Annotated in this window: 23 protein-coding genes and 1 pseudogene; 14 read left to right on the top strand and 10 right to left on the bottom strand. The window is 40.5% G+C overall.

What is annotated here, in order from left to right:
- Positions 1-8: 8 nt before the first annotated feature.
- Genes Q7A53_RS03940 through Q7A53_RS03910 form a run of 7 tightly spaced genes read left to right on the top strand, consistent with a single transcriptional unit; the run spans position 9 to position 7,673 of the window.
- Positions 9-1,151 carry an acyl-CoA dehydrogenase gene (locus Q7A53_RS03940; protein ID WP_411787797.1) on the top strand — a complete coding sequence of 381 codons (1,143 nt, stop codon included), beginning with the start codon at positions 9-11 and terminating at the stop codon, positions 1,149-1,151.
- 22 nt (positions 1,152-1,173) lie between these two features.
- Positions 1,174-2,814 carry an AMP-binding protein gene (locus Q7A53_RS03935; RefSeq protein WP_411787796.1) on the top strand — a complete coding sequence of 547 codons (1,641 nt, stop codon included), beginning with the start codon at positions 1,174-1,176 and terminating at the stop codon, positions 2,812-2,814.
- 20 nt (positions 2,815-2,834) lie between these two features.
- Complete coding sequence (locus tag Q7A53_RS03930) at positions 2,835-4,190, top strand: acetyl-CoA carboxylase biotin carboxylase subunit (protein WP_411787795.1); 1,356 nt, start codon at positions 2,835-2,837, stop codon at positions 4,188-4,190.
- 12 nt (positions 4,191-4,202) lie between these two features.
- Entirely contained in the window at positions 4,203-4,415 is a 213-nt protein-coding gene (locus tag Q7A53_RS03925; RefSeq protein WP_411787794.1) for an acetyl-CoA carboxylase biotin carboxyl carrier protein subunit, read from the top strand.
- A gap of 15 nt (positions 4,416-4,430) precedes the next feature.
- A complete protein-coding gene (locus Q7A53_RS03920) occupies positions 4,431-5,345 on the top strand; it encodes a hydroxymethylglutaryl-CoA lyase (RefSeq protein ID WP_411787793.1) in 915 nt (304 codons plus the stop codon).
- 2 nt (positions 5,346-5,347) lie between these two features.
- Entirely contained in the window at positions 5,348-6,130 is a 783-nt protein-coding gene (locus Q7A53_RS03915) for an enoyl-CoA hydratase (RefSeq protein ID WP_411787792.1), read from the top strand.
- A 13-nt stretch (positions 6,131-6,143) separates the two neighbouring features.
- Positions 6,144-7,673 (top strand): acyl-CoA carboxylase subunit beta, encoded by a 1,530-nt coding sequence (locus Q7A53_RS03910; protein WP_411787791.1) that lies wholly within the window; start codon positions 6,144-6,146, stop codon positions 7,671-7,673.
- A gap of 220 nt (positions 7,674-7,893) precedes the next feature.
- On the opposite strand, the gene Q7A53_RS03905 is transcribed toward Q7A53_RS03910, so the two are convergent.
- The gene (locus Q7A53_RS03905) at positions 7,894-9,855 is read right to left on the bottom strand and encodes an AMP-binding protein (protein ID WP_411787790.1); all 1,962 of its coding nucleotides are present in this window, start codon (positions 9,853-9,855) and stop codon (positions 7,894-7,896) included.
- 421 nt (positions 9,856-10,276) lie between these two features.
- Between Q7A53_RS03905 and Q7A53_RS03900 the strand changes: the two genes are divergently transcribed.
- Both Q7A53_RS03900 and Q7A53_RS03895 read left to right on the top strand, forming a co-directional pair.
- Positions 10,277-11,425, top strand: coding sequence for an NAD-dependent epimerase/dehydratase family protein (locus Q7A53_RS03900; protein WP_411787789.1), 1,149 nt, complete (start codon positions 10,277-10,279; stop codon positions 11,423-11,425).
- Between the two features lie 13 nt (positions 11,426-11,438).
- Positions 11,439-12,605 carry a glycosyltransferase family 4 protein gene (locus Q7A53_RS03895; protein WP_411787788.1) on the top strand — a complete coding sequence of 389 codons (1,167 nt, stop codon included), beginning with the start codon at positions 11,439-11,441 and terminating at the stop codon, positions 12,603-12,605.
- Positions 12,606-12,774: 169 nt separating this feature from the next.
- On the opposite strand, the gene Q7A53_RS03890 is transcribed toward Q7A53_RS03895, so the two are convergent.
- The gene (locus Q7A53_RS03890; protein WP_411787787.1) at positions 12,775-13,656 is read right to left on the bottom strand and encodes a LysR family transcriptional regulator; all 882 of its coding nucleotides are present in this window, start codon (positions 13,654-13,656) and stop codon (positions 12,775-12,777) included.
- 108 nt (positions 13,657-13,764) lie between these two features.
- Between Q7A53_RS03890 and Q7A53_RS03885 the strand changes: the two genes are divergently transcribed.
- Positions 13,765-14,838 (top strand): citrate/2-methylcitrate synthase, encoded by a 1,074-nt coding sequence (locus Q7A53_RS03885; RefSeq protein ID WP_411787786.1) that lies wholly within the window; start codon positions 13,765-13,767, stop codon positions 14,836-14,838.
- A gap of 305 nt (positions 14,839-15,143) precedes the next feature.
- Here the strand turns inward: Q7A53_RS03885 and Q7A53_RS03880 are convergent, their stop codons facing one another.
- Positions 15,144-16,130, bottom strand: a complete 987-nt coding sequence (locus Q7A53_RS03880) for an oxidoreductase (RefSeq protein ID WP_411787785.1) — start codon at positions 16,128-16,130, stop codon at positions 15,144-15,146.
- A 140-nt stretch (positions 16,131-16,270) separates the two neighbouring features.
- On the opposite strand from Q7A53_RS03880, the gene Q7A53_RS03875 reads away from it, so the two are divergent.
- A complete protein-coding gene (locus tag Q7A53_RS03875; RefSeq protein WP_411787784.1) occupies positions 16,271-16,636 on the top strand; it encodes a MerR family transcriptional regulator in 366 nt (121 codons plus the stop codon).
- Positions 16,637-16,882: 246 nt separating this feature from the next.
- Here Q7A53_RS03875 and Q7A53_RS03870 read toward each other — a convergent pair whose 3' ends face one another.
- The gene (locus Q7A53_RS03870; RefSeq protein WP_411787783.1) at positions 16,883-17,026 is read right to left on the bottom strand and encodes a hypothetical protein; all 144 of its coding nucleotides are present in this window, start codon (positions 17,024-17,026) and stop codon (positions 16,883-16,885) included.
- 239 nt (positions 17,027-17,265) lie between these two features.
- Positions 17,266-17,640, bottom strand: coding sequence for a hypothetical protein (locus Q7A53_RS03865; RefSeq protein ID WP_411787782.1), 375 nt, complete (start codon positions 17,638-17,640; stop codon positions 17,266-17,268).
- Positions 17,641-17,910: 270 nt separating this feature from the next.
- Between Q7A53_RS03865 and Q7A53_RS03860 the strand changes: the two genes are divergently transcribed.
- Entirely contained in the window at positions 17,911-18,099 is a 189-nt protein-coding gene (locus tag Q7A53_RS03860) for a hypothetical protein (protein ID WP_411787781.1), read from the top strand.
- 209 nt (positions 18,100-18,308) lie between these two features.
- Here the strand turns inward: Q7A53_RS03860 and Q7A53_RS03855 are convergent, their stop codons facing one another.
- Positions 18,309-18,653: an iron chaperone gene (locus tag Q7A53_RS03855; protein ID WP_411787780.1), complete on the bottom strand. Its 345-nt coding sequence runs from the start codon at positions 18,651-18,653 to the stop codon at positions 18,309-18,311.
- A gap of 35 nt (positions 18,654-18,688) precedes the next feature.
- Positions 18,689-19,033, bottom strand: a pseudogene (locus tag Q7A53_RS03850) (GNAT family N-acetyltransferase); the annotation flags it as partial.
- 212 nt (positions 19,034-19,245) lie between these two features.
- Between Q7A53_RS03850 and Q7A53_RS03845 the strand changes: the two are divergent.
- Positions 19,246-19,554 (top strand): inner-membrane translocator, encoded by a 309-nt coding sequence (locus Q7A53_RS03845; RefSeq protein WP_411787779.1) that lies wholly within the window; start codon positions 19,246-19,248, stop codon positions 19,552-19,554.
- Positions 19,555-19,817: 263 nt separating this feature from the next.
- On the opposite strand, the gene Q7A53_RS03840 is transcribed toward Q7A53_RS03845, so the two are convergent.
- The 3 genes from Q7A53_RS03840 to Q7A53_RS03830 all read right to left on the bottom strand — a co-directional run bounded on the left by Q7A53_RS03840 (position 19,818) and on the right by Q7A53_RS03830 (position 22,411).
- A complete protein-coding gene (locus Q7A53_RS03840) occupies positions 19,818-20,801 on the bottom strand; it encodes a DUF2268 domain-containing putative Zn-dependent protease (RefSeq protein ID WP_411787778.1) in 984 nt (327 codons plus the stop codon).
- 962 nt (positions 20,802-21,763) lie between these two features.
- A complete protein-coding gene (locus Q7A53_RS03835) occupies positions 21,764-21,964 on the bottom strand; it encodes a hypothetical protein (protein ID WP_411787777.1) in 201 nt (66 codons plus the stop codon).
- Between the two features lie 243 nt (positions 21,965-22,207).
- A complete protein-coding gene (locus Q7A53_RS03830; RefSeq protein WP_411787776.1) occupies positions 22,208-22,411 on the bottom strand; it encodes a hypothetical protein in 204 nt (67 codons plus the stop codon).
- A 300-nt stretch (positions 22,412-22,711) separates the two neighbouring features.
- On the opposite strand from Q7A53_RS03830, the gene Q7A53_RS03825 reads away from it, so the two are divergent.
- The gene (locus Q7A53_RS03825) at positions 22,712-23,935 is read left to right on the top strand and encodes a winged helix-turn-helix domain-containing protein (protein ID WP_411787775.1); all 1,224 of its coding nucleotides are present in this window, start codon (positions 22,712-22,714) and stop codon (positions 23,933-23,935) included.
- Positions 23,936-24,129 lie beyond the last annotated feature (194 nt).

Raw genomic sequence — 24,129 nt, 5'->3', positions numbered from 1 at the left:
GGAGACGTATGAATTTTGAATTATCGAAAGAGCAGGAAATGACCAGGAAAATGGTGAGGGATTTTGCAGAGGACGTCATTCAGCCTCGTGCGGTGGATATTGATAAGAAGGCTGAGTTTCCGGAAGATATCTTTAAGGAAATGGGGAAACTGGGTTTGCTCGGCATTCCATTTCCAGAAGAGTATGGTGGAGCCGGTGGTGATACCGTTACGTACGCTTTAGCTGTAGAGGAAATCGGACGTGTCTGCGGGTCGACAGGATTAAGTTATGCAGCGGCTGTTTCACTAGGAGCAAGTCCTATCTATTACTTTGGTACCGAAGAGCAGAAGCAGGAATTCCTCGTACCATTAGCGAAGGGGGAAGCACTAGCGTCTTTCGGCCTGACGGAACCAAACGCAGGTTCGGATGCTGGAGGAACGAAGACGCGAGCGGTCCTTGAAGGCGACCAATACGTCATCAATGGTGAGAAGTGCTGGATTACTAATGCTGAGTATGCCCGTTCCATCACCGTTACCGCAGTTTCCGGCAAAAGAGATGATGGGAAGAATATTATATCCGCATTCATTATTCCTAAAGACACTCCGGGAATGAAGATTTCCAGTCCCTATGACAAGATGGGGGTTCGCGGATCGAATACTTCTGAAATTATTTTGGAGGATGTTAGAGTTCCGAAAGAAAATATTTTAGGAGATCCATCCAAGGGATTTAAGCAATTCCTTCATACGCTGGATGGGGGAAGAATTTCAATAGCCGCGCTGGCTGTAGGAATCGCACAGGCTTCATTAGATAAAGCCCTTGCTTACGCAAAAGAAAGAAAACAATTCGGTCAGCCCATATCCAAATTTCAGGCCATTCAGTTTAAGCTGGCCGATATGGCTATGGAAGTAGAGCTTGCCCGGAATATGGTGCTTAAATCGGCTTGGTTGAAGGATCAAGGAAAACCGTTCACTAAGGAATCGGCGTATGCAAAGCTGTTCGCTTCTGAAACCGCTTTCCGTTCCTCGAATCAAGCGATTCAAATCCATGGCGGCTACGGATATATGAGGGAATACGAAGTTGAGCGCTTCCTTCGAGATGCTAAACTGTTGGAGATTGGGGAAGGGACATCGGAAATACAGCGGATGGTTATCGCACGACAGCTTGGATGCTAATTAAGATCAAGGAGGAACTTTCATGGCGCTTTTAGAAAAAACTGTGGGTCAGCTGCTTGAGGAACAAGCAAGAAATTATCCAGACTATGAAGCTATGGTTTATCCAGAGAAAAAGCTGAGAAAAACATACCGTGAATTTAATGAAATGACGAATGAAGCTGCCCGTGGCTTTATGTCATTAGGAATTGAAAAGGGAGAGCATGTAGCCATCTGGTCAGATAACAAACCGGAATGGCTGGTTTCTCAGTTTGCTACAGCAAAAGCGGGGGCCGTATTAGTCACAGTAAACACGAATTACCGGGCTCAGGAGCTTGAATACTTACTTAAACAATCGGATGCCACTACGCTTATTTTGGCAGAAGAATTCAGAGGAACCTCTTATATTGATATTTTAAAAGAGATCTGTCCTGAGCTGGATACTTCTATAAAAGGAGATCTGGATAGCGAGCGGCTCCCCAGACTGAAGAATATTATTGTGCTCAGTGAAAAAGAGTACACGGGCTGCTTTACATGGCAGGACCTTCTGGATATGAAACGATCAGTGAATGACGATCAGCTGGAAAATCGCAAGCAGTCTTTACACTGCGAGGATGTCATTAATATGCAGTATACGTCAGGGACTACGGGTTTCCCTAAAGGGGTTATGCTCAGCCATAATAATATCGTCAATAACGGTAATCAGGTAGCTGATTGTATGCGGCTGACTCCAGATGACCGTTTATGTATCCCTGTTCCGTTCTTTCATTGCTTCGGCTGTGTGCTTGGAACGATGGCGGCGGTTTCCAAGGCGTCTACGATGGTTATATTAGAGCAGTTTCATCCGAAGAAAGTACTGGAAGCCGTTCGAGATGAAGCTTGTACGGGGCTTCACGGGGTGCCGACGATGTTTATTGCTGAGCTGAATGATGCTTCGTTTGAAGATCTTAAACCAACGACTCTACGGACTGGAATTATGGCCGGATCCACGTGTCCAATGGAAGTAATGAAAGGCGTAATTGATCAAATGGGTGCGTCAGAAATTACGATTGCCTATGGGCAGACGGAATCATCCCCAGTCATTACACAGACCAAAGCAGATGATCCGATCGATCTGCGCGTTTCGAGTGTAGGAAAGCCTCATCCGAATGTAGAAGTGAAAATTATTGAGCCTGCTACCGGAAACGAAGCAGAACCAGGAATGCCGGGGGAATTGTGCACGAGAGGGTACTTAGTGATGAAAGGCTACTATAAAAATGAGGAAGCGACAGAAGCGGCAATTGATCGTGAAGGCTGGCTTCATACCGGGGATATTGCGGTGATGGATGAGAACGGTTATGTGGAAATTACCGGTCGAATGAAAGATATGATTATTCGCGGCGGAGAAAATGTGTACCCTCGCGAGATTGAAGAATTTCTCTATCAGCACCCCGATGTCCTGGATGTTCAAGTGATCGGTGTGCCAGATCAGAAATATGGGGAAGAAATCATGGCATGGATTATCCCTAAAGAAGGCAAAAATTTAACTGAACAGAATATCCGTTCATTCTGTGATGGGAAGATATCGAAACATAAAATACCACGTTATATCTCCTTTACAGAGGAGTACCCAATGACCGCCAGCGGTAAAATTCAAAAATTCAAGCTGCGGGAAGACGCTCTAGAAATTATTGATTTGAAAGCTTAATAGAAAGGAGTCAACAACGCATGTTTAAAAAAGTGCTCATTGCAAACCGGGGGGAGATTGCCTCTCGCGTGATCCGGACGTGCAAACGAATGAATATTGAAACCGTCGCCGTTTATTCGGAAGCCGATCAATATGCTCCATATGTAAAGGAAGCGGATGAAAGTTACTTAATTGGCAAACCACGAGTGAATGAATCCTATTTAAATATTGATAAAATTTTAAAAGCAGCGAAAGACTCCGGCGCAGAAGCCATCCATCCCGGGTACGGGCTGCTAAGCGAAAATGCAGACTTTGCCCGTAGAGTGAAAGAAGCAGGAATCGTATTCATTGGTCCATCGGCAGAAGTCATAGCGAAAATGGGAGACAAAATTGAAGCAAGAAATACGATGAAAGCAGCTGGGGTTCCGATTGTACCTGGGACGGACAAAGCTGTCGCAAGTGCTGAAGAAGCAAAGGAAATCGCCCGTGAATTCGGCTACCCCGTAATGCTGAAGGCTGCCGCTGGCGGAGGAGGCATCGGCATGCAGGCGGTGCAAGAGGAAGCAGAGCTTGAGAAGGCGTTTGAAGGAAACTCTAAGCGTGCTGAAACGTTTTTCGGGGACGGCAAGATGTTTATTGAAAAACAGATCGTTCAGCCTCGTCATATAGAGATTCAAGTGCTTGCCGATCATTACGGAAATGCTGTTTACTTATTTGAGCGTGAATGCTCAATTCAGCGCAGGCACCAAAAGGTCGTTGAAGAAGCACCTTCACCATTCATATCAGAGGAAACGCGCGCTAATATGGGAGAAAGTGCTTTGAAAGCCGTGAAAGAACTGGGGTATACAAATGCAGGGACGATAGAGTTCCTTGTCGATGAGGAGCAAAACTACTTCTTCCTGGAAATGAATACTAGATTACAAGTAGAACATCCGGTTACTGAAGAAATCACTGGTGTTGACCTTGTGGAACAGCAGCTGAAAGTTTCCTATGGGGACAAACTCACGATGAACCAAGAGGACTTATCGATCCATGGTCATGCCATTGAAGTAAGAGTGTACGCTGAGGATTCCAACACGTTCCTCCCATCCCCAGGAAAGTTGACCAAGTTGATTTTACCTGAAGGAGATGGAGTCCGACACGAGTTAGCGGTGGAAAGCGATTCCCAGGTGACTCCGTACTATGATCCAATGATTGCTAAGTTAATTGTTAAAGGAGATTCAAGGTCCGAAGCAATCGACAAGCTGACAAAAGCTCTTCATCAATATGAAATTGAAGGAATTAAGTGCAACTTGACGATGCTGAAGCGGATCATTACCCATGAAAAGTACCACGAAGGTGACACAAAAACGACTTTTATTGAAGATTACTATTTACCAACATTAACGAACCAATAAGGAGGAAGAATAATGAGTGAAGTAAAAGCGTCTATGGCAGGAAGTGTATGGAAATTGGTAGCAAAAGAAGGGGAAGATGTCACAGAAGGACAGGATATCGCCATTCTTGAATCGATGAAAATGGAGATTCCTATTCCTTCAGAAGCGGCTGGAACGGTCAAGGAAGTCAAGGTAAGCGAAGGAGACTTTGTGAATGAAGGAGACGTTATTGCCATTATCGAATAATGAGGAGCGTAGGTTATGCTGACTGTACCGAAAGAAGTCATCATTAAAGAAGTCGGACCTAGGGATGGATTGCAGAATCAGCCATCCGAGGTACCGGCCGAGGATAAAATTAATTGGATTAATCAGCTGACTGAAGCTGGGTATTCTTATATCGAGATCAGTTCGTTTGTGCATCCGAAATGGATTCCCCAGCTTAAAGATGCAAGACAAGTAGCGGCAGGGATTAAACGAGATCCTTCTGTGACCTATGCGGCTCTGGTACCGAATATGAAAGGACTGGAGGGGGCGCTTGAAACGGACGTGGATGAAATATCCGTGTTTATGTCTGCGAGTGAAACTCACAATAAGAAAAACATTAACAAGTCCCTGAGTGAAACCTATCCCGTTTTAAAAGAGGTTATTGATGAAGCAAGGCTCGCTGGCAAGACCGTGCGGGGGTATGTATCGACTGTATTTGGCTGTCCTTATGAAGGAGATATCCCAACAGATCAAGTGATTGAAGTGAGCAAACGTTTATTTGATCTAGGCATTGAGGAGCTGTCGCTTGGCGATACCATTGGAGCAGCAAATCCATTACAGGTGGATCGCGTGCTTACAGAGCTTGAGAAGCATTTTACTTTTGGACAGCTTGCGATGCATTTCCATAATACACGGGGAATGGCGCTTGCAAATACGCTGGTTTCGCTCGAACACGGAATCATTACTTTTGACGGTGCACTGGGTGGACTTGGAGGCTGCCCTTATGCTAAAGGGGCGTCTGGGAATGTGGCGACCGATGATCTTGTCCATATGCTTCATCAGATGGACATTCGTACAGGGATAGACGAAACGAAACTTCAAAAAGCGGCACGATTCATTCAATCCAAATTGAACAGTGCACTGCCGAGCCATCAAATGCAAATCTGGAATAAGCAGCAGGAGGAGGGGTAATAGTGAATGATCTTGTTACAGTGGAGGTAATAGAGGAACACGTTGTATTGCTGACACTGAATCGTAAAGAAGCCGCGAACGCACTTTCTTCTGCTTTGCTCGATGCCTTAACCGAGTCTTTACAGCAATTAAAGAAACAAACTCAATTAAGAGCCGTAATGATTACAGGGAGCGGAGAAAAAGCTTTTTGTGCAGGGGCCGATTTAAAAGAAAGAAAAGGAATGACCAATGAGCAAGTTGTGGAAACCGTTGAGAAAATTGGTGATACGATCCGTTTAGTGGAAGAACTTCCAGTCCCTACGATTGCTGTCATTAACGGTGTAGCTTTTGGAGGAGGACTGGAGCTGGCGCTTGCTTGTGATCTTCGTGTGATGAACAGTAATACAAAAGTCGGCCTGACTGAAACTTCATTAGCGATCATCCCTGGAGCCGGCGGCACTCAACGGCTGACGAGACTGGTAGGATTGGGACAAGCGAAGAAAATGATCTTTACGGCAAAACCAATTACAGCGGAAAAAGCCCGGGAGATCGGACTTGTAGAAGAAATCGCTCCATTAACCGATTTGATGGCATCCGCTGAAGAACTTTGCAAACTCATTGCCCAAAACGCGCCGATTGCATTGAGACAAGCTAAAAAAGCCATTCAGGAAGGATTCAATACTTCCCTTTCTTCCGGCCTTGAGATTGAAAGATTGTGCTATCAGCAAACCATTCCCACCGAAGATCGGATGGAAGGACTAGAAGCGTTTAAAGAGAAGCGGAAGCCTGTATATAAAGGAAAATAGAGGAGGGGAAACCATGGGAATAAATGAAACATTAGAAGAAAAAAGCCAAAAGATCGCCTCCGGCGGAGCAGAAAAGTATCATGGGAAAAATGCCGAAAAGGGTAAGATGTTTGTAAGAGAACGCTTAGAATTATTATTTGATGAAGATATTCAAATCGAGGATGCTTTCTTTGCGAATTGCCAGGATGATAGTCTTCCTGCGGATGGTGTCGTAACCGGTATTGGGAAAATTAACGGAGAACAAGTTTGTGTAATGGCGAATGATTCCACTGTTAAGGCTGGTTCCTGGGGTGCGCGGACGGTAGAAAAAATTATCCGCATTCAGGAAACGGCTATGAAGCTTCAATTACCCATGCTTTATTTAGTAGACTCAGCGGGTGCACGGATCACGGATCAAGTAGAAATGTTTCCAAATCGCCGTGGAGCAGGGCGGATTTTTCATAATCAAATTAAATTATCTGGACGAGTGCCGCAGATTTGTCTATTATTTGGCCCGTCAGCGGCGGGTGGTGCTTACATACCTGCATTTTGTGACATTGTAGTCATGGTTGATGGAAATGCCTCCATGTACTTAGGTTCGCCGCGTATGGCAGAGAAAGTTATCGGTGAGAAGGTATCCTTAGAAGAAATGGGCGGTGCTAATATGCACTGTTCGGTCTCAGGATGCGGTGACGTATTGGCGAAAGATGAGAAAGAGGCCATTTCGTTTGCGAGAAACTATTTAAGCTATTTCCCCCAAAATTTTAAACATTTGCCTAAAAGACAGGAATCCATCGATCCTAGTGAATTTGATAAAACGATAGAAGAGCTTATTCCTGAAAATCAGAATGCCCCTTTTGACATGTACCAATTGATAGACAGACTGATAGACAGCGGCTCATTTTGTGAAATTAAAAAGAAATTTGCGCCTGAACTGATTACCGGCTTAGCAAGATTGGACGGAAGGTCTGTGGGAATCATTGCGAACCAGCCGCGAGCAAAAGGCGGGGTTCTATTTCCTGATTCTGCAGATAAAGCAGCTAAATTTATGCAGCTTTGCGATGCGTTCAATATTCCGTTGTTATTCCTAGCAGACATTCCCGGTTTTATGATTGGAACGAAAGTAGAACGAGCGGGTATCATTCGTCACGGGGCTAAAATGCTTTCAGCTATGAGTGAAGCTACGGTACCTAAAATATCGGTGATCGTTCGAAAAGCTTATGGAGCGGGTCTCTACGCTATGGCGGGTCCTGCGTTTGAACCTGATGCCTGTTTAGCGCTTCCATCTGCACAAATTGCAGTGATGGGACCTGAAGCGGCTGTTAACGCGGTTTATGCCAATAAAATCGCTGCTCTTCCAGAAGAAGATCGTGCCGATTTTATTAAAGCTAAACATGAAGAGTACAAAGAGAATATTGATATTTACCGTCTCGCGTCTGAGATGGTTATTGATGACATCGTTCAGCCCGACCGCCTGCGTAATGAGCTCTCCCGACGGTTTGAAGCTTATGAAAGCAAAGATGTCCAGTTTACTGAAAGAAAGCATGGAGTCAACCCTGTATAATAATGAAGTTCTGTCAGCTTACAGCTGGTGATCAGGCTGTCGAAACATATGACAGCCTGTTTTTTTAAGTAATTTTGTAGTGGTAAAGGTAATAAAGGCAGAATTTAGCGAGTAAAGATCACTCACGTATTTATAAATGAGACTTGTAGGCACAATTATAAAAGGCATGCAGAATACCAAGAGGTTTTCTGCATGCCTTACTTTGCTTTTAAAACGTTTATTATGATTCAGTGGAAGCGGATTGGCCGATTTGTTGTATCTCTTTAACTGCTCCAGGGTTCTCCAAAGCGCTCAAGTCACCGGAAGGTTTATTTAAATAAGCAGACTTTATCGCCCTCCGCATCACCTTTGCATTTCTAGTTTTAGGAAGGTCATGAACCGCAAAGACTTTCTTAGGAGCCAGTGCTTTACCCAGTTTGTTATTCAGATGGGACTTAAGATCGTTCATTAATTCTTCACTGGCTTGAATAGAAGGATTTAAAACCACGAATCCCACTGCTTCTTCTCCTTTAATATCGTGAGGAATGCCAATAACTCCTGCTTCCACTACAGCATTATGCTCGACGAGGACGGATTCTACTTCAGCAGGTCCCAAACGTTTTCCAGCGACATTCAACACATCGTCAGAGCGGCCGGTAATTGTGTAATAGCCTTCATCATCGACAATTACCCAGTCCCCGTGGACCCAAGTGTCTTTAAATCGGTTCCAATACGTATTTTCATAGCGATCATTTTCTTTATAAAATCCGTGAGTCATTCCTACCCAAGGTTTTCTTAGTACCAGTTCACCAACCTCATTCGTTAGCGTAGAACCATGCTCGTCATATACTCCAACATCCATACCCGGAAGAGCTGCATTAAAGGTTACTGGCTGAATAGGCTTTACGAGAACATTTCCTAAAATGCCACCGGAGATTTCCGTGCCGCCAGAATAGTTAAAGATCGGTACATTTGCTTTCCCTGCATGGGTATACAGCCAGCGCCAAGGTTCTGGATTCCATGGTTCACCTGTTGAACCTATTAATTTGAGTGATGAGAGGTCATGCTTTTCGATCCATTTCTCTCCGTGCTTCATCATCGACCGGACTAAGGTTGGGGAAATACCCAAATGAGATACTTTGTAGCGCTCGACAAGCTCCCATAAACGATCAGGTTCGGGATAATCTGGCGTTCCTTCAAACATAACGATGGATGCGCCATTTAATAATCCTCCATATACGAGGAACGGTCCCATCATCCAGCCCATGTCGGTATACCAGAATAAGGTATCTTCTTTGGTTACATCCATACAGATACCGGCATCAAAGGCTGCTTTAATTGGAAATCCTGCATGAGAATGGACCGCACCTTTAGGCTTTCCGGTGGTCCCGGAAGTATAGATCAGCATGAAGGGGTCATCCGCTTTCGTCGTACACGTGCTGTAAACGGTTTCATTTTTCAGCAGTTCGGCCCAGGAAACATCCAGGTCACTGGTTAACGGAGTATCTTCCCAAATGCGGTTTACGACGACTACATGCTCCAGAGAAGGCGACTGTGCAGCTGCTTTATCTGCTTCTTCTTTCATATTGACCAATTTTCCTCTTCGAAAGAAACCATCCGCCGTTATTAAGACTTTTGCACTGGCAGCATTCATTCTTGTAGCGACCGCGTCCGCTTTGTAGCCGGAAAAAGCCGGGGAAAAAATCGCTCCTATTTTAGATATAGCTAACATGGCCATTAATGTTTCAGGCAGCATCGGCAAATAAAGAGTCACAACGTCTCCTTTGGTTACCCCCAGCTTGCTGAGGCCGTTAGCAATAGAATTCACCTTCTCTTGCAGTTCATGAAAAGAAAAGGAAATCTTATCGCCGTTATCACCTTCCCAAAAGAGAGCTGCTGCATCTTTCTTAACTGGGTCATCTGCCCATTTATCGAGAGCATTATGAACGACATTCATTTCTCCGCCTAAAAACCATTTAGGGTACTGAATTCCATTAGATAAATCGAGGGTTTCAACATAGGGGGTTTGCCATTCAATTCCTAGTTCTTTAACGGCTTCGTCCCAAAACCAATCAATATCTTGTATAGACTTTTGATAGAATTGATCATAATCTTCCATGCCATGTTTTTTCATCCATTGATAAAGTCTCGTTTTTTGTTTTTGTTCGTCGGTAGGGGCCCAGGCTGTAGTATATGTACTCATTGTTCTTCCTCCTTAAAACAAATTATTAAACTGGTTCTATTTCTATTATAACTGAAATGAGTGCATTAATGAATAATGATTCATTCACGTTAAGGAGTCTACTTTGTCTGAAAAATTGGGCGGAAACGGAGTGTAAGTATAAAGGAAGGAAACTAAGGGAAGAGTAGGAATTATTTCCTTGAAATCTGTTGAAATATTTACAAGAAATTAATCTTCCGGTTTCTGATAAAGTTTATCTTTAACATAGGATATATTGTTTCCGGGATTATTTAATGGTAAAGTCTTAAACGGAAGTCCGGCAATACCATTGTAGAAGTTTTCCAGTTCATAATTTAGGGGTTTTTGTTTACCATGCTAAATAAATTAATGTTATTCTATAATGGGAATACGAATTAGCAGATAGGTCACTAGGAGGTTTATTATGAGAATAGTAGTAGCTGGAGGAGATGGTTTTTGTGGTTGGCCAACTGCATTATACCTTTCCAAGCAAGGACATGAAGTAACGATTGTAGACAATTTGGCACGCAGGAAGATTGATGATGAACTTAAATCTAACTCTGTGACTCCTATAGAAACACTAGAACAACGGGTGGCCAAATGGAAAGAGCTTACAGGCAGAGAAATCCGGACATTTATCGGCGATTTAAATCACTATGATTTTCTGAGTGAGGTATTTCGTCAGACAGAACCAGAAGCCTTTGTTCATTTTGCTGAACAGCGTTCGGCTCCATATTCAATGATTGATCGTGAACACGCCGTTTATACTCAATCGAATAATGTCATTGGAAACTTGAACGTATTGTACGCTATTAAAGAATTCGCACCAGAATGTCACTTAATTAAATTAGGGACAATGGGTGAATATGGAACTCCGAATATTGATATAGAAGAAGGGTATATTGAAATAGAACATAAAGGTCGCAAAGACTTGCTGCCCTATCCTAAGCAGCCCGGTTCTTTTTATCACTTATCTAAAGTACATGACAGCCATAATATTATGTTTGCCTGCAAAATCTGGGGCATTCGCGCGACAGATTTGAACCAGGGGATTGTGTACGGTCTCCATACAGAAGAAACGAATCTAGACCCGGCACTTATGAATCGTGTCGACTATGACGGGGTATATGGTACAGCTTTGAACCGTTTTATTAATCAGGCAGCGATTGGCCATGATATTACGGTTTACGGAACAGGCGGCCAGACACGGGCATTTCTAAATATTGAAGATACCGTACGCTGTGTAGAGATTGCTGCTGAAAACCCTGCTGATAAAGGGGAATTCAGAGTCTTTAACCAATTTACTGAATGGTTCTCTGTACAGGAATTAGCAGAAAGAGTTCAGCAAGTTGCAAAAGAAGAAGGATTAACAGCGGAAGTAAAGAAAATTGAAAATCCTCGAATAGAAAATGAAGACCACTATTACAATGCTGTGAATACGAAGCTGCGCGACTTAGGTTTAGAACCTCATTTATTAACGGATGACGTCATTCGTGATATTTTACGTACCGTTGTGGAGTATAAAGATCGCATTATCGAGGAAAACGTACTACCATCTATAACTTGGAAGTAAGGAGTTATCTACCTTGAAAATCGCCATCATTACTGAAACATTCTTACCATCCATAGACGGTGTAGTTACCAGGCTGAAGGAAGCAATTAAATACTTGCGCAAGCAGAACCACGAGGTTGTTGTAATTGCTCCTGATCTTGGTGTAAAAGAATATGAAGGGGCGATTGTTGAAGGGGTAAAAGCAACTACGCTGCCTTTTTATCGGTATAAGGAGTTTTCGTTACCGCAGAGAAAGGTAAAAGATCTGCTTTTAAAACATGATCCCGATGTCGTTCATGTAGTAAACCCTGCTATTGTTGGTGTTTCTGGAGTCTATTATGCAAGCAAGTTAGGCTATCCGTTAATCGCTTCCTATCACACCCATATCCCTAAGTACATGGATTACTACAAGCTTTATCCTTTAAAACCAGCAGTATGGTGGTATTTCCGTAAATTGCACAATTATGCCGATGTCAATTTGTGCACATCTAAAGCCATTCAGGGTGAGCTCGTTGATAAGAATTTTCATAATGTTCATGTATGGGACCGTGGTGTTGCCGTCGATCATTATCATCCCAGACACACAAATGAAGAGATGAGAAATCGGTTATCCAGGAATGAACCAGATAACAAACTCCTTGTATTTGTCGGAAGACTTGCTCCTGAAAAAGAAATCCACAAAATCAAACCTCTTCTCGAACAAAGAGATGATATATCATTGGCTATTGTAGGAGATGGACCAGAGAAAGAGTCTTTGGAACACACCTTCGCCGACACAAAAACTGTTTTCATGGGGCTCTTGGAAGGAGAGGAATTAGCTCAAGCTTTTTCTTCTTCCGATGCTCTCATCTTTCCATCTGTTACAGAGACGCTTGGCTTAGTTATCTTAGAGTCTATGGCTTCCGGCCTTCCTGTGATCGCTGCCAAAAGCGGTCCGACTATGGAACAAGTGGAGGATGGTAAGAATGGGTTGCTATTTGAAAATGAAAACACCCAAAGCATGATTGATGCCATCAGCCGGCTGGGAGATGAACGTCTCTATGACAGCCTTTGTAAAAATGCACGGAAGGAAGCAGAAAGACATAGCTGGCAAAAACCGTCCAAGCAAATTCTTGATTATTATTACGAAACCATTGAAGTTTATCAAACGAACCAATCTGAAGAACCTTCAAAGAAATCTAAGGTAAAGGTCACAGAGTAACATTTTCTGTGACCGTTTTTTTTGTAATCACAAAGCCACTCAATACTATTATTGTTCGAACTTAGTAGCAACTCCGACTTAACCACAAACCATACACTTCAAATTCAACCTTAATAGTTCCTCTTTATACTTAGTAGCAACTCCGAACTTTAAAACAAAAAAACAATCCCTAACCCATGAAAAATTGCCTAGTAAAATTTAAGAGCTCTGTTTCAAACGAATGACCGTATTTATATACGGTATAAATCGTACAAATGGGAAGTGAGAGAGAAGGTGTATCAACGGTAATCATTCGTCCTTCTAAAAGCTCTCGTCTTACCGCAAAAGCAGGGAAGAAGGAGACTCCCATGCCTTCTAGAATAAATCGCTTAGCAGCATGAGATTGCGTGATTTTTAAGAAACGATGGGTAGTTGTTCTTACCTGAATGTTTCTTTTTAGCGTGTCCCAGTATCCAGGGTGATGGTCCGTGAAAATTATTGACTGATTTAAAAGTTCCTCCCAGTCTAAAGCAGGGGCTGATTCTAATTCCAATCCATCGTGTGCGGTTACGAGGGAAACTGAATCAGAGAATAACTCTTCACAATAGAGAATTGAATTCCTTGATGGTAAACAAGAGAAGGCTAAGTCAAGCACATCTCGTTCTACTAAGGATTGAAATTCTTCTGACTCTGCAACGGTGATGGCCAATTCTAAAGCAGGGTGATATTCCGTGAACCTCCTAATAATACTTGGGAAGACACTGTCAATGAGAAGGGGAGTCATTCCGATTCTTAGAGTTTTGCGATAGCCTTGTTGGAAGCTTTTCACCCTATGAAGCATGGACTCATAGTGATTGATCATCTCAGCAGCTTCCATTCGGAACTGTCTGCCGAATTCCGTCAATAATAGGCCACGGCCTTTTTTAATGAACAATTTTTCATTTAATTCTTCTTCCAACTGTCTGATGTGCTGACTGACAGCTGGCTGGGTAATGTATAGTTGTTCAGCTGTTTTTCGGTAATTTAACAAATCAGAAGCCAGTGTAAATGTTTTCAGCCATTTAATCTCCAATAGAAAACCTCCCATAACTATTACTTATTAAAAAGATAACTATTACTTAATTTTAATTATTGTTGATTGAACTTACAATAGATCATAAGGAAATAGGGAGGGGATCTTATGTTTGCACTAGGATTAAAAGGAATTACAGCTTTGGAAACAAGTATAAGTGAAATTGACGGAGAGAAGGGAGAGCTGCATTACCGAGGCATTCCCATTGGGGATGTTATTCAGAAGGGTTCATTTGAGGAAGTGGTCTTTCTATTATTAGAAGGATCCTTTCCTAACGAAGAACAATTCGAGTGGGTAAGAAGGAAAATGAAGGAGGGAAGAGCTTTAACGAGGGAAGAAATGGAATGGATTGACCATTTAAGTGAGAAACAATCCCACATAGCTGTTATCCGATCAATCATTTCCTTCATGGATAACTCGGAGGATTTATGGCCAATTTCTAAGGAGGATGCTTTTCATCTTATTGCTAAACTTCCTGCAATCATAGCTTACAGTTACCGCAGGAGAAATGGATTAGAGCCTGTAGAACCAGACGGAAAGCTTGATCACGTAGAAAACTTTCTTTATATGCTGTTTGGAGAAAAGAAATCGCAGCAGGAAGCAGCTGCACTTGAAGCTTATATGATATTAACTGCAGAACACGGGTTAAATGCATCTACATTTGCCGGCAGAGTAGTAACATCTACACAAAGTGATCTATTCTCAGCTATAACGGCAGCGATTGGTGCATTAAAAGGACCTCTGCACGGAGGTGCACCGTCTGGTGTGCTAAGCTATGTAGAAGAAGTAAGTCATGATCGCGTGGAGAATATTATAAAAAGAAAAATCAGCAGGAATGAGAAGGCCATGGGATTCGGACATCGGGTGTATAAAGGAAAAGATCCGAGAGCAGAAGCGTTAAAAGTAAAATTAAATGAAATGAATTCAAAACCGGACTGGGTAAACCAAATGATGAATGTGGAACAAGAAACCGTTTACTGGCTGAATGAACTTAAACCTGGCCGAAAATTATTCGCAAACGTAGAATTTTACGCTGCGGCCATAATGAAATCCATTCAAATTCCTGCCGAATTATTTACACCGATTTTTTGCTCAAGCCGAATAGCTGGCTGGACTGCGCATATGATTGAACAATCGAATCACAATGTTATATTCAGACCGAGAGCCAGTTATGTAAAATAATTTTGTTCTGTCTCATTATCTTAAGTATACTTTTGATATGAGACAGAATTTGTGTTATTTCTTTTACTTCCTATAATATATATTATGTAAACTAGATTATTTTTTATTTTTTTATGGAAAGTCTCACCTACTATCTTGTACGTTGAAACAAATCCGCACTTCCAACTTTCAAATCTGCCTATTAGAGAAAGATTAAAGAATATACCTAATATAAAAGGTATATTCTTTACCTGCTCTTGCATAGATAACCTTATCGCACTTATTGAATTGAGCAACTCCTTTATGGAGAGCTGTTAAACGAACGGTTACTCAGGGAATAAAACGCCTGTCATCTTTTCGCTGAGTGTCCATAAATTCTCTGCGCTTTCTAGATCTATCGCCCACGGACGGACACCGTTTTCTTTTCCGCTATCCTCTGGGACTGCTTCAGCTATATCGACATCTTCACAATACACTCCGCCGTGTTCTTTCAACTGCGAACTCACTGCACACCACACACTGGTCGCAGCTCCTTGCTCGATGGATTTAAAAGAAGCTTTGATTTTGCTGAATATGTCTTTCTTTTCACCGTTTTGCACGGGCTTTGGTCCCATTTCCTTCTCTGTTAAATCTCTCCCAAGGTCTGTTGTTGGGATTAGCCCTGGGTGCACAGAAAATGCCCTGATGCCTTTGTCTTTTCCTAATTCATCCAGTTTAAGCGCGAATAATACATTGGCCGTCTTCGACTGCGCATAAGCTTTCCATTTATCATACGCAGTCGATTGATAATTCGGATCGTCAAAGTTTATTCCGCCAAGCCGGTGACCTCTGGAGGAAACGGCAACCACTCTTGCTCCACCGGCTTTTTTCAGTGATGGCCAAAGCCGTGCTGTCAGCTGAAAGTGGCCGAGATGGTTGGTGGAAAATTGAGATTCATAGCCGCGTTCATCCCTCCTGAGCGGCGGAGCCATCACTCCTGCACTGTTGATCAGGATATGAAGTGGGCGGTTGGTTTCAACAAAGCGATGGGCAAAAGTGTCAATCGACTTAGGATCCATTAAATCCATTGTATCAATCTCCACATTCGGAATGCCGGCTAAAGCACGCTCCCCTTTCTCCCTATTTCTCACAGGGACAACGACTACAGCGCCAGCTTGAGCGAGCACTTTCGTCGTTTCGAGCCCGATTCCTGAATAACCACCTGTGACGATCGCAACCTTTCCTCTTAAATCCTCGTCAGCGACGACTTCCTTCGCTCTAGTCTCAGCTCCGTAGCCCGAATGAATCGGATTTTGCTTCTTAATTGGTTCCATTTCCATTCCCCTTTTCTTTAAGGTTTGTTATCTTCACTTTCTACTTTAAACCTATAAGTGCACTCCAAAGCAAATAACAGGCTGATTCTGGTATAATCTTCACCATACAACCAAGAACTTTGAAATTGGAGGACATATGAATGGCAAAAACCATCAAGCAGGCAGCAGAGGAATTGAGGATCCCGACAGATACGATCCGCTATTATGACCGAGTTGGACTGTTACCGAACTTACAACGTAACCAAAATGGCTACCGACTCTTTTCCGACGATGACATGTACACACTTGAGATGATTAAATGCTTCAGGGCAACAAATATGAGTATCGAGGATTTAACAAAAATTTTCGCTTTTCAAAGCAACGACTCTAAGGTTTCCCTTACAGAACGTCTTAGAATTATTTCCAGTCAGCGCGAAAACCTGTTGGAACAGAGAAAGCAAATCGATGAAGCACTCGCTCTCACCGATTATAAAATCAAACGCTATAAAGAAAAACTTAAAAATTAGCTTTTCCTCACTAAAATTAAAATTATCTCGAAACTGAGTCTTACACGATCCTTCCCGTTTGCGGAAGACACAGTTTCGAGAAATTTACAATAATACAGTCAAACGAAGTTTTTAATCAGGATTTCTTTTAATCCGGGCAATAAAGAAGCAGCTACTCCTAATAGTGTGATTATGGCTGTAAAGGAAATTCGAGATGTTGTGTTGAAGCATATCTTTAATTAACGCTCTGTTATCTTGAGTCATTGTTCAAGATTTTTTCTCTAAATCATTAATTCTCTTTTCAAGTTCTTTTACATTATTACTACTATTCAATACTGTCGTAAAAGCAATGATACCGAAAGTGAATCCCGCCATTCCAAAAATAAGTCCCATAATTCCGAAAATCTCCACATAATCCCCCCCTATTTAAGGCTTTAAGACATACCTCTAAATTTAGTCATTCCAAAATTAAATGCTCTATCTCAGTTTTAAAAATCCCATCATGATAGCTCCTATTCTTATGCAATAAGAACGAGTGCTTTTATGCAATCGCCTCAAGCTCGTGTAAGACTTGATTTTAATATATCTTGATGTTGTTCACCTTACACTTACTCTCCCTTTAGTTCAACAAGGTAACTACCTCGTATTTTTTATGGACCACCAATTAATGAATACTCAATAAAACTCCCGTTGTGTTTCTTTAGAATTAAAACGGTAGCTGTTTTTTCTTGTTTTTGAGCTTTGATAGAACTTGGAGTATCGTAAACATTCAAACCGATTACCTTTTCGCCAGTAGGCATAATTTGTTCTTGTTCAAAAACGTTTTTAACCTGTTCAAGGGTCATCTCTTTGCTGGGCCCCGAATATGCTCGATTGTGATACCAAACACGATCATATCCATATACCATCCAATGAAGTTCTTGATGTAGATTCCCCCCTCCCTTCACGAGAATAGGAACAACTCTAAACCCAAGAGAAAGAATTAATATAGCAATAATAGAAAAAGCAATCAATTTCAGCTTCATAACAATTCTCCTGCACTTTACTTATTTATCTTACCAACTCTCTAACTTCAATAAAAACGCAGCAACGTCCTTCATAAATTCTTCTGCGCCATCGCTTTATGAAACGGCTTTTCTACTTATGGAATAAATGCTCCAGTTTAAAGATAACGACTTTAAATTAATTATCAAATGGTCACTTAGTTTTTTCAACAAAAGGGCTGATGGGCACTTAACATCAGTAGGATTTATACACCTACAGATAGGGAAAAAGATCCAATAGGAGGAATTTATATGGAAAATTTCAATAAAAATCCATTATTCATAGCGATACTTACGTTAATCTTTGGATTTGCTTTCACTTGGATTCTTGATTCTTCGGAGGGTATAGAACTTAGTTTGGGGTTAAAAATTTTTATATCTATTTTGGCGGCAATCTCGGCTTATAGGCACGTCTATACCAAAAATAAGAAAAAGGATTAATTGTTAATTCATAAACTAACAATTATTCAAAATTAAGCTCCTATGGATTAACCCTGTTAGTCTATTGAAATACACCATTCCTTCCTATTTTACAAGCTGTAAATAATTATTACTTTTAGAACAATTACCCACATAAATTTACTTTATGATTTGAATTCGAGATACCTGGATTCTGAAGAATTCCTTTTCCAGACTATATCTCACGATCGTCAGCTCTTCTTTTTTAGTTTTACTTCAGCTTTACGCTGATTTTCAACTACTCTATATTTTACTATTTGACCAATTAGTTCATAAGGAATGGGTCTATCAATAGGAAATTGTACGGCACCTTTTGAAGTTTTATATTGCTGCAATTTCTCTTTAAACGCATTAATACCGTCAGGAGTTGGATAGAATCCTATATGGTTCTTGTAAGCAGCAAAATGCACTAAATTTCCTTTTAAAGCAAGAGTTGGCATTTTATAACTTATTTTTTCCAGTATTTCTTGCACCTTTTGAGGAAATTGTACAATATACGCATCAATTGAATGAGGTGTATCATTTTCCGACATCATGTTTTCCCCTTTCAATGTCATTTGTATAGTATTCTCTATTGTATTGAATTTATGGTGTAAATGAGGTTATCGGTCCACTCTCCAAATTCAAATATAAAACCTTTTCTAGTACATTCATATTCCATACCGACATTTTCTGCTAAATGAATCGAAGGAGCATTATCTGTATTTATATGGGCTTCAATTCGGTGGAAATCCATATGGTTAAAAGCAATATTAATTGCTTCCCTTACAGCTTCTTTACCATAACCCTTTCTCCAATATTGATTATGAATTGTATATCCTAACCTCCCCCATTGGAAGCCGCCTCTCGCTAGTGTCGAGAAATCAACCATACCTAAATGCTTTCCATCTTCCTTTCTAAACACACCGAAAACATAACATATATAAAACCATTATTATCCTGTAACTGAGTCTTCCATAAACCTGTCCAATACTATAAGTCTCGATTTCAAAGTAAGTTGTTTAAAAACAAATATCGACAATCAACTTCATTAGAAAATTTTTTTATTAAACGGAGACAACATAAATTTGTAAAATATTCCAATCTGCAATATATTAAACCTATGCCTTTATTTTCAGGAGGGATTACATGCAGGATCTGGATGGGGCGATTAGCATCATTATCTTTTGCTTATTAATCTTAGCAAACTGGTACGCCATTAAGTGGTATAGAATTGGCCGTTTACCTTTATGGGGTTCCGGACTTTGGCTGGTCCTTATTGGTGTCATCGTTGGCATTTTAATTGGGGCCCTCCTGGCAGGGTCGAGTGGCGGTTGGGGAGTGATGTATGGAGTATTAGTAGGTTATGTCATCGTGGGAAATGGATTACTGCTTATCCTCGCCGGGCTTGCTGTAACCATTGGAAAACGATTGTCAAAAAAGAATAATCAAGCATAAGAATCCCCAAAACCGACCGTCTCTTAACCTAGGCGGTCAGTTTTTTTTGTTCAGGGGTAGATGTGGTATCGTCCATAGAAAATGACTCCCGCTGGCGTGGAGAATTTATTAAACTAAAACTCCCTTTTCTTGAAGACTTGATTTCAAGCTATACTGCTTTTATTCATAGTCACATAACGTCATCAATATTTAAAGCTCATACCTTCTCAAAAACCATAAGTTAAAAAGAAGAAGAAAAACTTTCCTTCTTCTTGTTGGACAATTTAGTTGATCAACTGTTCAAATTTTTCTTTGTACTCGCTTCTCTCAAGAATCATACTAGCAGGCATAAAGGTCCATTCTTTTATGGTGGTATCTGGATTATTATTCAAAAAACTTTTCATAATTTGTTTTGAAATGCGATATCCTGACGAACTAGGAAAACCCTCACTAGATCCATCGTATGTCAGTATATCTTTGAATTTTTGACCAGTCTCGTAGCTGTTTTTCTTAAGATAATCCCAAACCTCTTTTTCTTTCTCTTTTGATGAAAATGGACGGGAAATATAACAGGTGTATTCCGGAAAAACTGTTTCAGCGAACTGTTCTGCTTTTCCCTCAGCAAGGACATAAGGAAACAATGGATCAGAAAAACTCGGTGGATTCTTTTCATTGTAAACCAGGTGATGATATTCATGTGCAACAAGGTTCTTGAGTGACATTTTTTCAAAGGAAGGTGTGACTCGAACAACCATCGTATCCTTTGTTAAGGAAAAACCAGACGTACCACCTACTGGTGCATACCTAGAAGATGCCCCTTTGGCAGCCATGTCAACTGGTAGGATGTAGACTTCTTTACCTACAGATGGCAGGGCGTCTACAGACATTTTTAGGCTTTCCTTGGTCCATTTAAGAATATCCTCTCTACGATTGATAAGTTTTTGAACATCCTCTTTTAGTCGGTCTGGATCATCAGGAGGGATAAACCCCCAATTTTCATTCAATAAATCCTGATTATCATCCTTTTCCAACGCAGCTGCCTGAAGTGGATCAATGACGTATTTCTGATAGAGCTGCTCTGATTCCTCAGGATTTGCCTTCGCTTTTTCCTCATAAGTCAAGAATTCCTCGAAATATGTATGAATTTCGTAAGTTTGTCCTTTGTATTCAAACGTTTGCTGTGCTTGATTATTAGATTTAAGTTCTTTTCCAGAATCCATACAGCCCAAGAGAAAAACTAAACATAAAATAATAAATGTTCTTTTCATAGAATCACCCTATCATTAATTTTAAGCCAAATATCATTAAGGATAATGGTAAGTTGAATAAGTAATTTCCTTTCACCTTTTCACTTTTCAAAACTTACGAAATCTGTTTACGACATTTCCTCTATAATTAAAGGCGAAGTTAACATCTCGAATGCAAATTGCATAGCCCTAGACATTTATACTTGAAATTCTTATGATGTCTCTCTTGAATTAAACTGTCTAAATTTCTATAGAAGTCTGGGCTTTTAAATTGCTTCACCCCTTTCACTCCGTAAAGCTTAACAAGTTTACTGTCACAACTCCGCCGGTATCAATTTTTCATAAACCTTGAAAACTAGTAATTCTGTTTTAACCCATCCCTCTCTAATTTTTAAGTCTTCGTACAATTACTACCCCGATCCATGTAGGTGATTTTCATACCTAATCTATATCAAATCATTAAAATTGAAGGACAACTACATTAAATCTATCGCCCTCGTTTTCCGTAAGACTTGAATTCGAGATAATTGAAGCATACTTACAAACAACTTACCCAATAGCTTAAAAACGTTTATTTTCTTTTAGTATTACTTTGCAGTCCCCTTTTATCTTTCCAATGATTGACAATAAAGCTTGCGGAGAAAATTAACAATAGCAACATAAAAATTGGGGAGATTAGTGGTATAATTCCTGCTTGATTGCTTATGTCACTAAAAAGTTCGAACAAGAAATAGGGCATTAACAGTATACTTATTACAAATATAAGAACTTCAACTTTCACCTTCATACCTCCATTTCAAATTTCCACTTCAAATTGTATCCATTCTACGGATGAGAAAGTATCAACAATTCTGCTTGTTAGGAAAAAGACGATTATTCCTATTAACCAGTCGCCCCAATTCTTGAAGAATCGATTTCAAGATAAAATTTCCCCCTCCAAGCAGATGAACATTCTCTTGACCTATTAGCTTAGATTCTGCCGATTAATTACCTTCATCTTGATATTCATTTTCTATTGTCTTAAATTTTTCTTTTACTAAGCTCACAATTCCACCAACTATTAAGAGTATAAATCCTAACGAATATAGGTCGAAATCTCCATATCCAAACCAATTTATAATTAAAAGAATCAGAGCCGCAATAATTAATCCAATGTTAAACACAATGTTACTTATTCTACTCATATACTTCCCCTTCCCTAAAGGCGATGCCCCGTTTATTGAGTGTGAGTCTTCCTTGAGGATTTAAGAGACTACTTTAACTTGGTAAATCGAAAAACAGCTTTAATAATAAAGGTTTGATTAGTCAAGAATTAGAACATCCAGACTTTTAGATGAGCCCCCTTATTGTTGAGAAATTGATATCAAGAATAAAAGCAATTAAAACACCCATAAGTAAAATCGCCAAATTTACCCACTACCTAAATCTTATTCTGTAGTATCTATAGTCCTTCTATGGTTTACAGCTATTACTAAATCTCCTACTCCCATTGCAATAAAACCATTTAGTAAGGCAAACAAAGGAGTAGCAAAACCCATCCCACCATTGGAAAAAGGTATTATTACTAGTAGAGCTATACTAAAAATGACAAAAAACATACCTAAAATAAATAGAACGCGACCAACAAACATATAAATCTCCTTACTGTAAGTAATTTCTTTTGTAGTAGATATTTAAATTTTACTATGTAGCACCATATAGGATCATTTAACCACCTCGGATCATTAACATAAATCTACTCACTAACTCTAGATTGGTACAATTATATTAAACTAAAGCCCCCCGTTTATGTATCTGTATTCTCACTTATAAATCCATTCTATTCTCCTGGAAAACCCAGTACCTCGGTAAAGTAAATCTTATTAAACATTTACTTCCAAGCTGTTTAGCTTTACTATTTTACTTAAAAGTAGATAAGGGTGGGCATATAGATGAAAACGAGTTTTTCTGTAGATAAAATTACTTTACGCCGATTTCTTTTACACAAACAGTCTCTATTTAAACCAGATCGATCATTGGAATCGACCTCTCTTGAAAAGACTTTAAATATGATTAAAAAACTGGAATGTGTTCAACTTGATCCAGTATCAGTCGTTGAACGGAACCAGCACTTGGTATTAGCGGCAAGAATGCCTGGTTATGATCCTAAGTATTTGGACGATCTTTTATCTGACGGCAAGGTCTTTGAATATTTTGCGAATGCAGCCTGTGTCATCCCGATGGAAGACTTTCCTCTGTTCGAACCGACACGGAAACGGATCCAGGAAAATGTTGCTGATTCGTTAGAGAGCTTAGAAATCGTTGTAAATACTGTGTTAGAGCAATTAAGGGCAGAGGGCCCTCTTCCTTCTCGTGCTTTCAAATCAGACAACCGCGTTAACGGCTATTGGGATAACAATGCCCCGAAAACAAAAGAAACTTCCCATGCATTGAACCTGTTGTTGGATGCTGGCATTATCCGGGTCGTCCAGCGGGACAGGACTGAACGCTATTTTGACCTTACAGAGCGTACGGTCACCCGGAAATTGTTGAAACATACAAAAGACATGGATGGACCTACTGCAAAAGATCTGCTGATAGAAAAATACATTCGCGCTTACCGGGTATTTGATCCAAGAGATGCTCGATTTGGTTGGCAAAAAATGACCGCGGCTGAACGGCGTGCAGAAATTGAGCGTAGAGTCCAGGATAAAACGGTCATTCCACTCGAAGTCGAAGGTGTAAAACGACAATATTATTTAATGGCAGAGGACTTGGAGGAACTCGAAACATTCGTTGAGATTACCAAACAGGAACCCCGTTCACTTGAGAGTACGATCACTTTTCTACCACCGCTCGATAATTTACTTTGGAGTCGTGAGCGGATCAAAGACCTGTTCGACTTCGATTATAAGTGGGAAATCTACACTCCTCGTGTGAAAAGAAAATACGGACCATATGCGATGCCGATTTTATATGGAGATAGACTGATTGGTCGTATCGACCCACAAATTGACCGAAAAAATAAAGTGATGATTGTACGTTTGCTCCAGCTTGAGCCAGAGGTTAAGCAAACGTCAGAGTTACGTCAATCATTCCGTAACGCGCTCAATTCTTTTACCATTTTTAACGGAGCAGATGACATACAAGTTGAGAATTCTGACCTGAACTATTGATAGAAATTTTCATTTTGTAGATGAATTTGTGTTTTTGTAGATCAATTTTAGTTTTTGTTGATTCATCCATCATTTTTTTGATATCCGTTCTAATTTTCTTTTTATAATAGCCCTGTTAAGCATAAATACTTCATATCTTCCTACTTAATTTATCGAAACAGTTTCAACATCACATTAATAACTTTAAAAAAACC

The organism is Halobacillus rhizosphaerae, assembly GCF_046719735.1.
In the GTDB taxonomy this organism is placed as follows: Bacteria; Bacillota; Bacilli; order Bacillales; family Halobacillaceae; genus Halobacillus_B; species Halobacillus_B rhizosphaerae.
The sequence above is the reverse complement of the archived record's forward strand: the minus strand, read 5'-3'. Positions and strand labels throughout refer to the sequence as shown.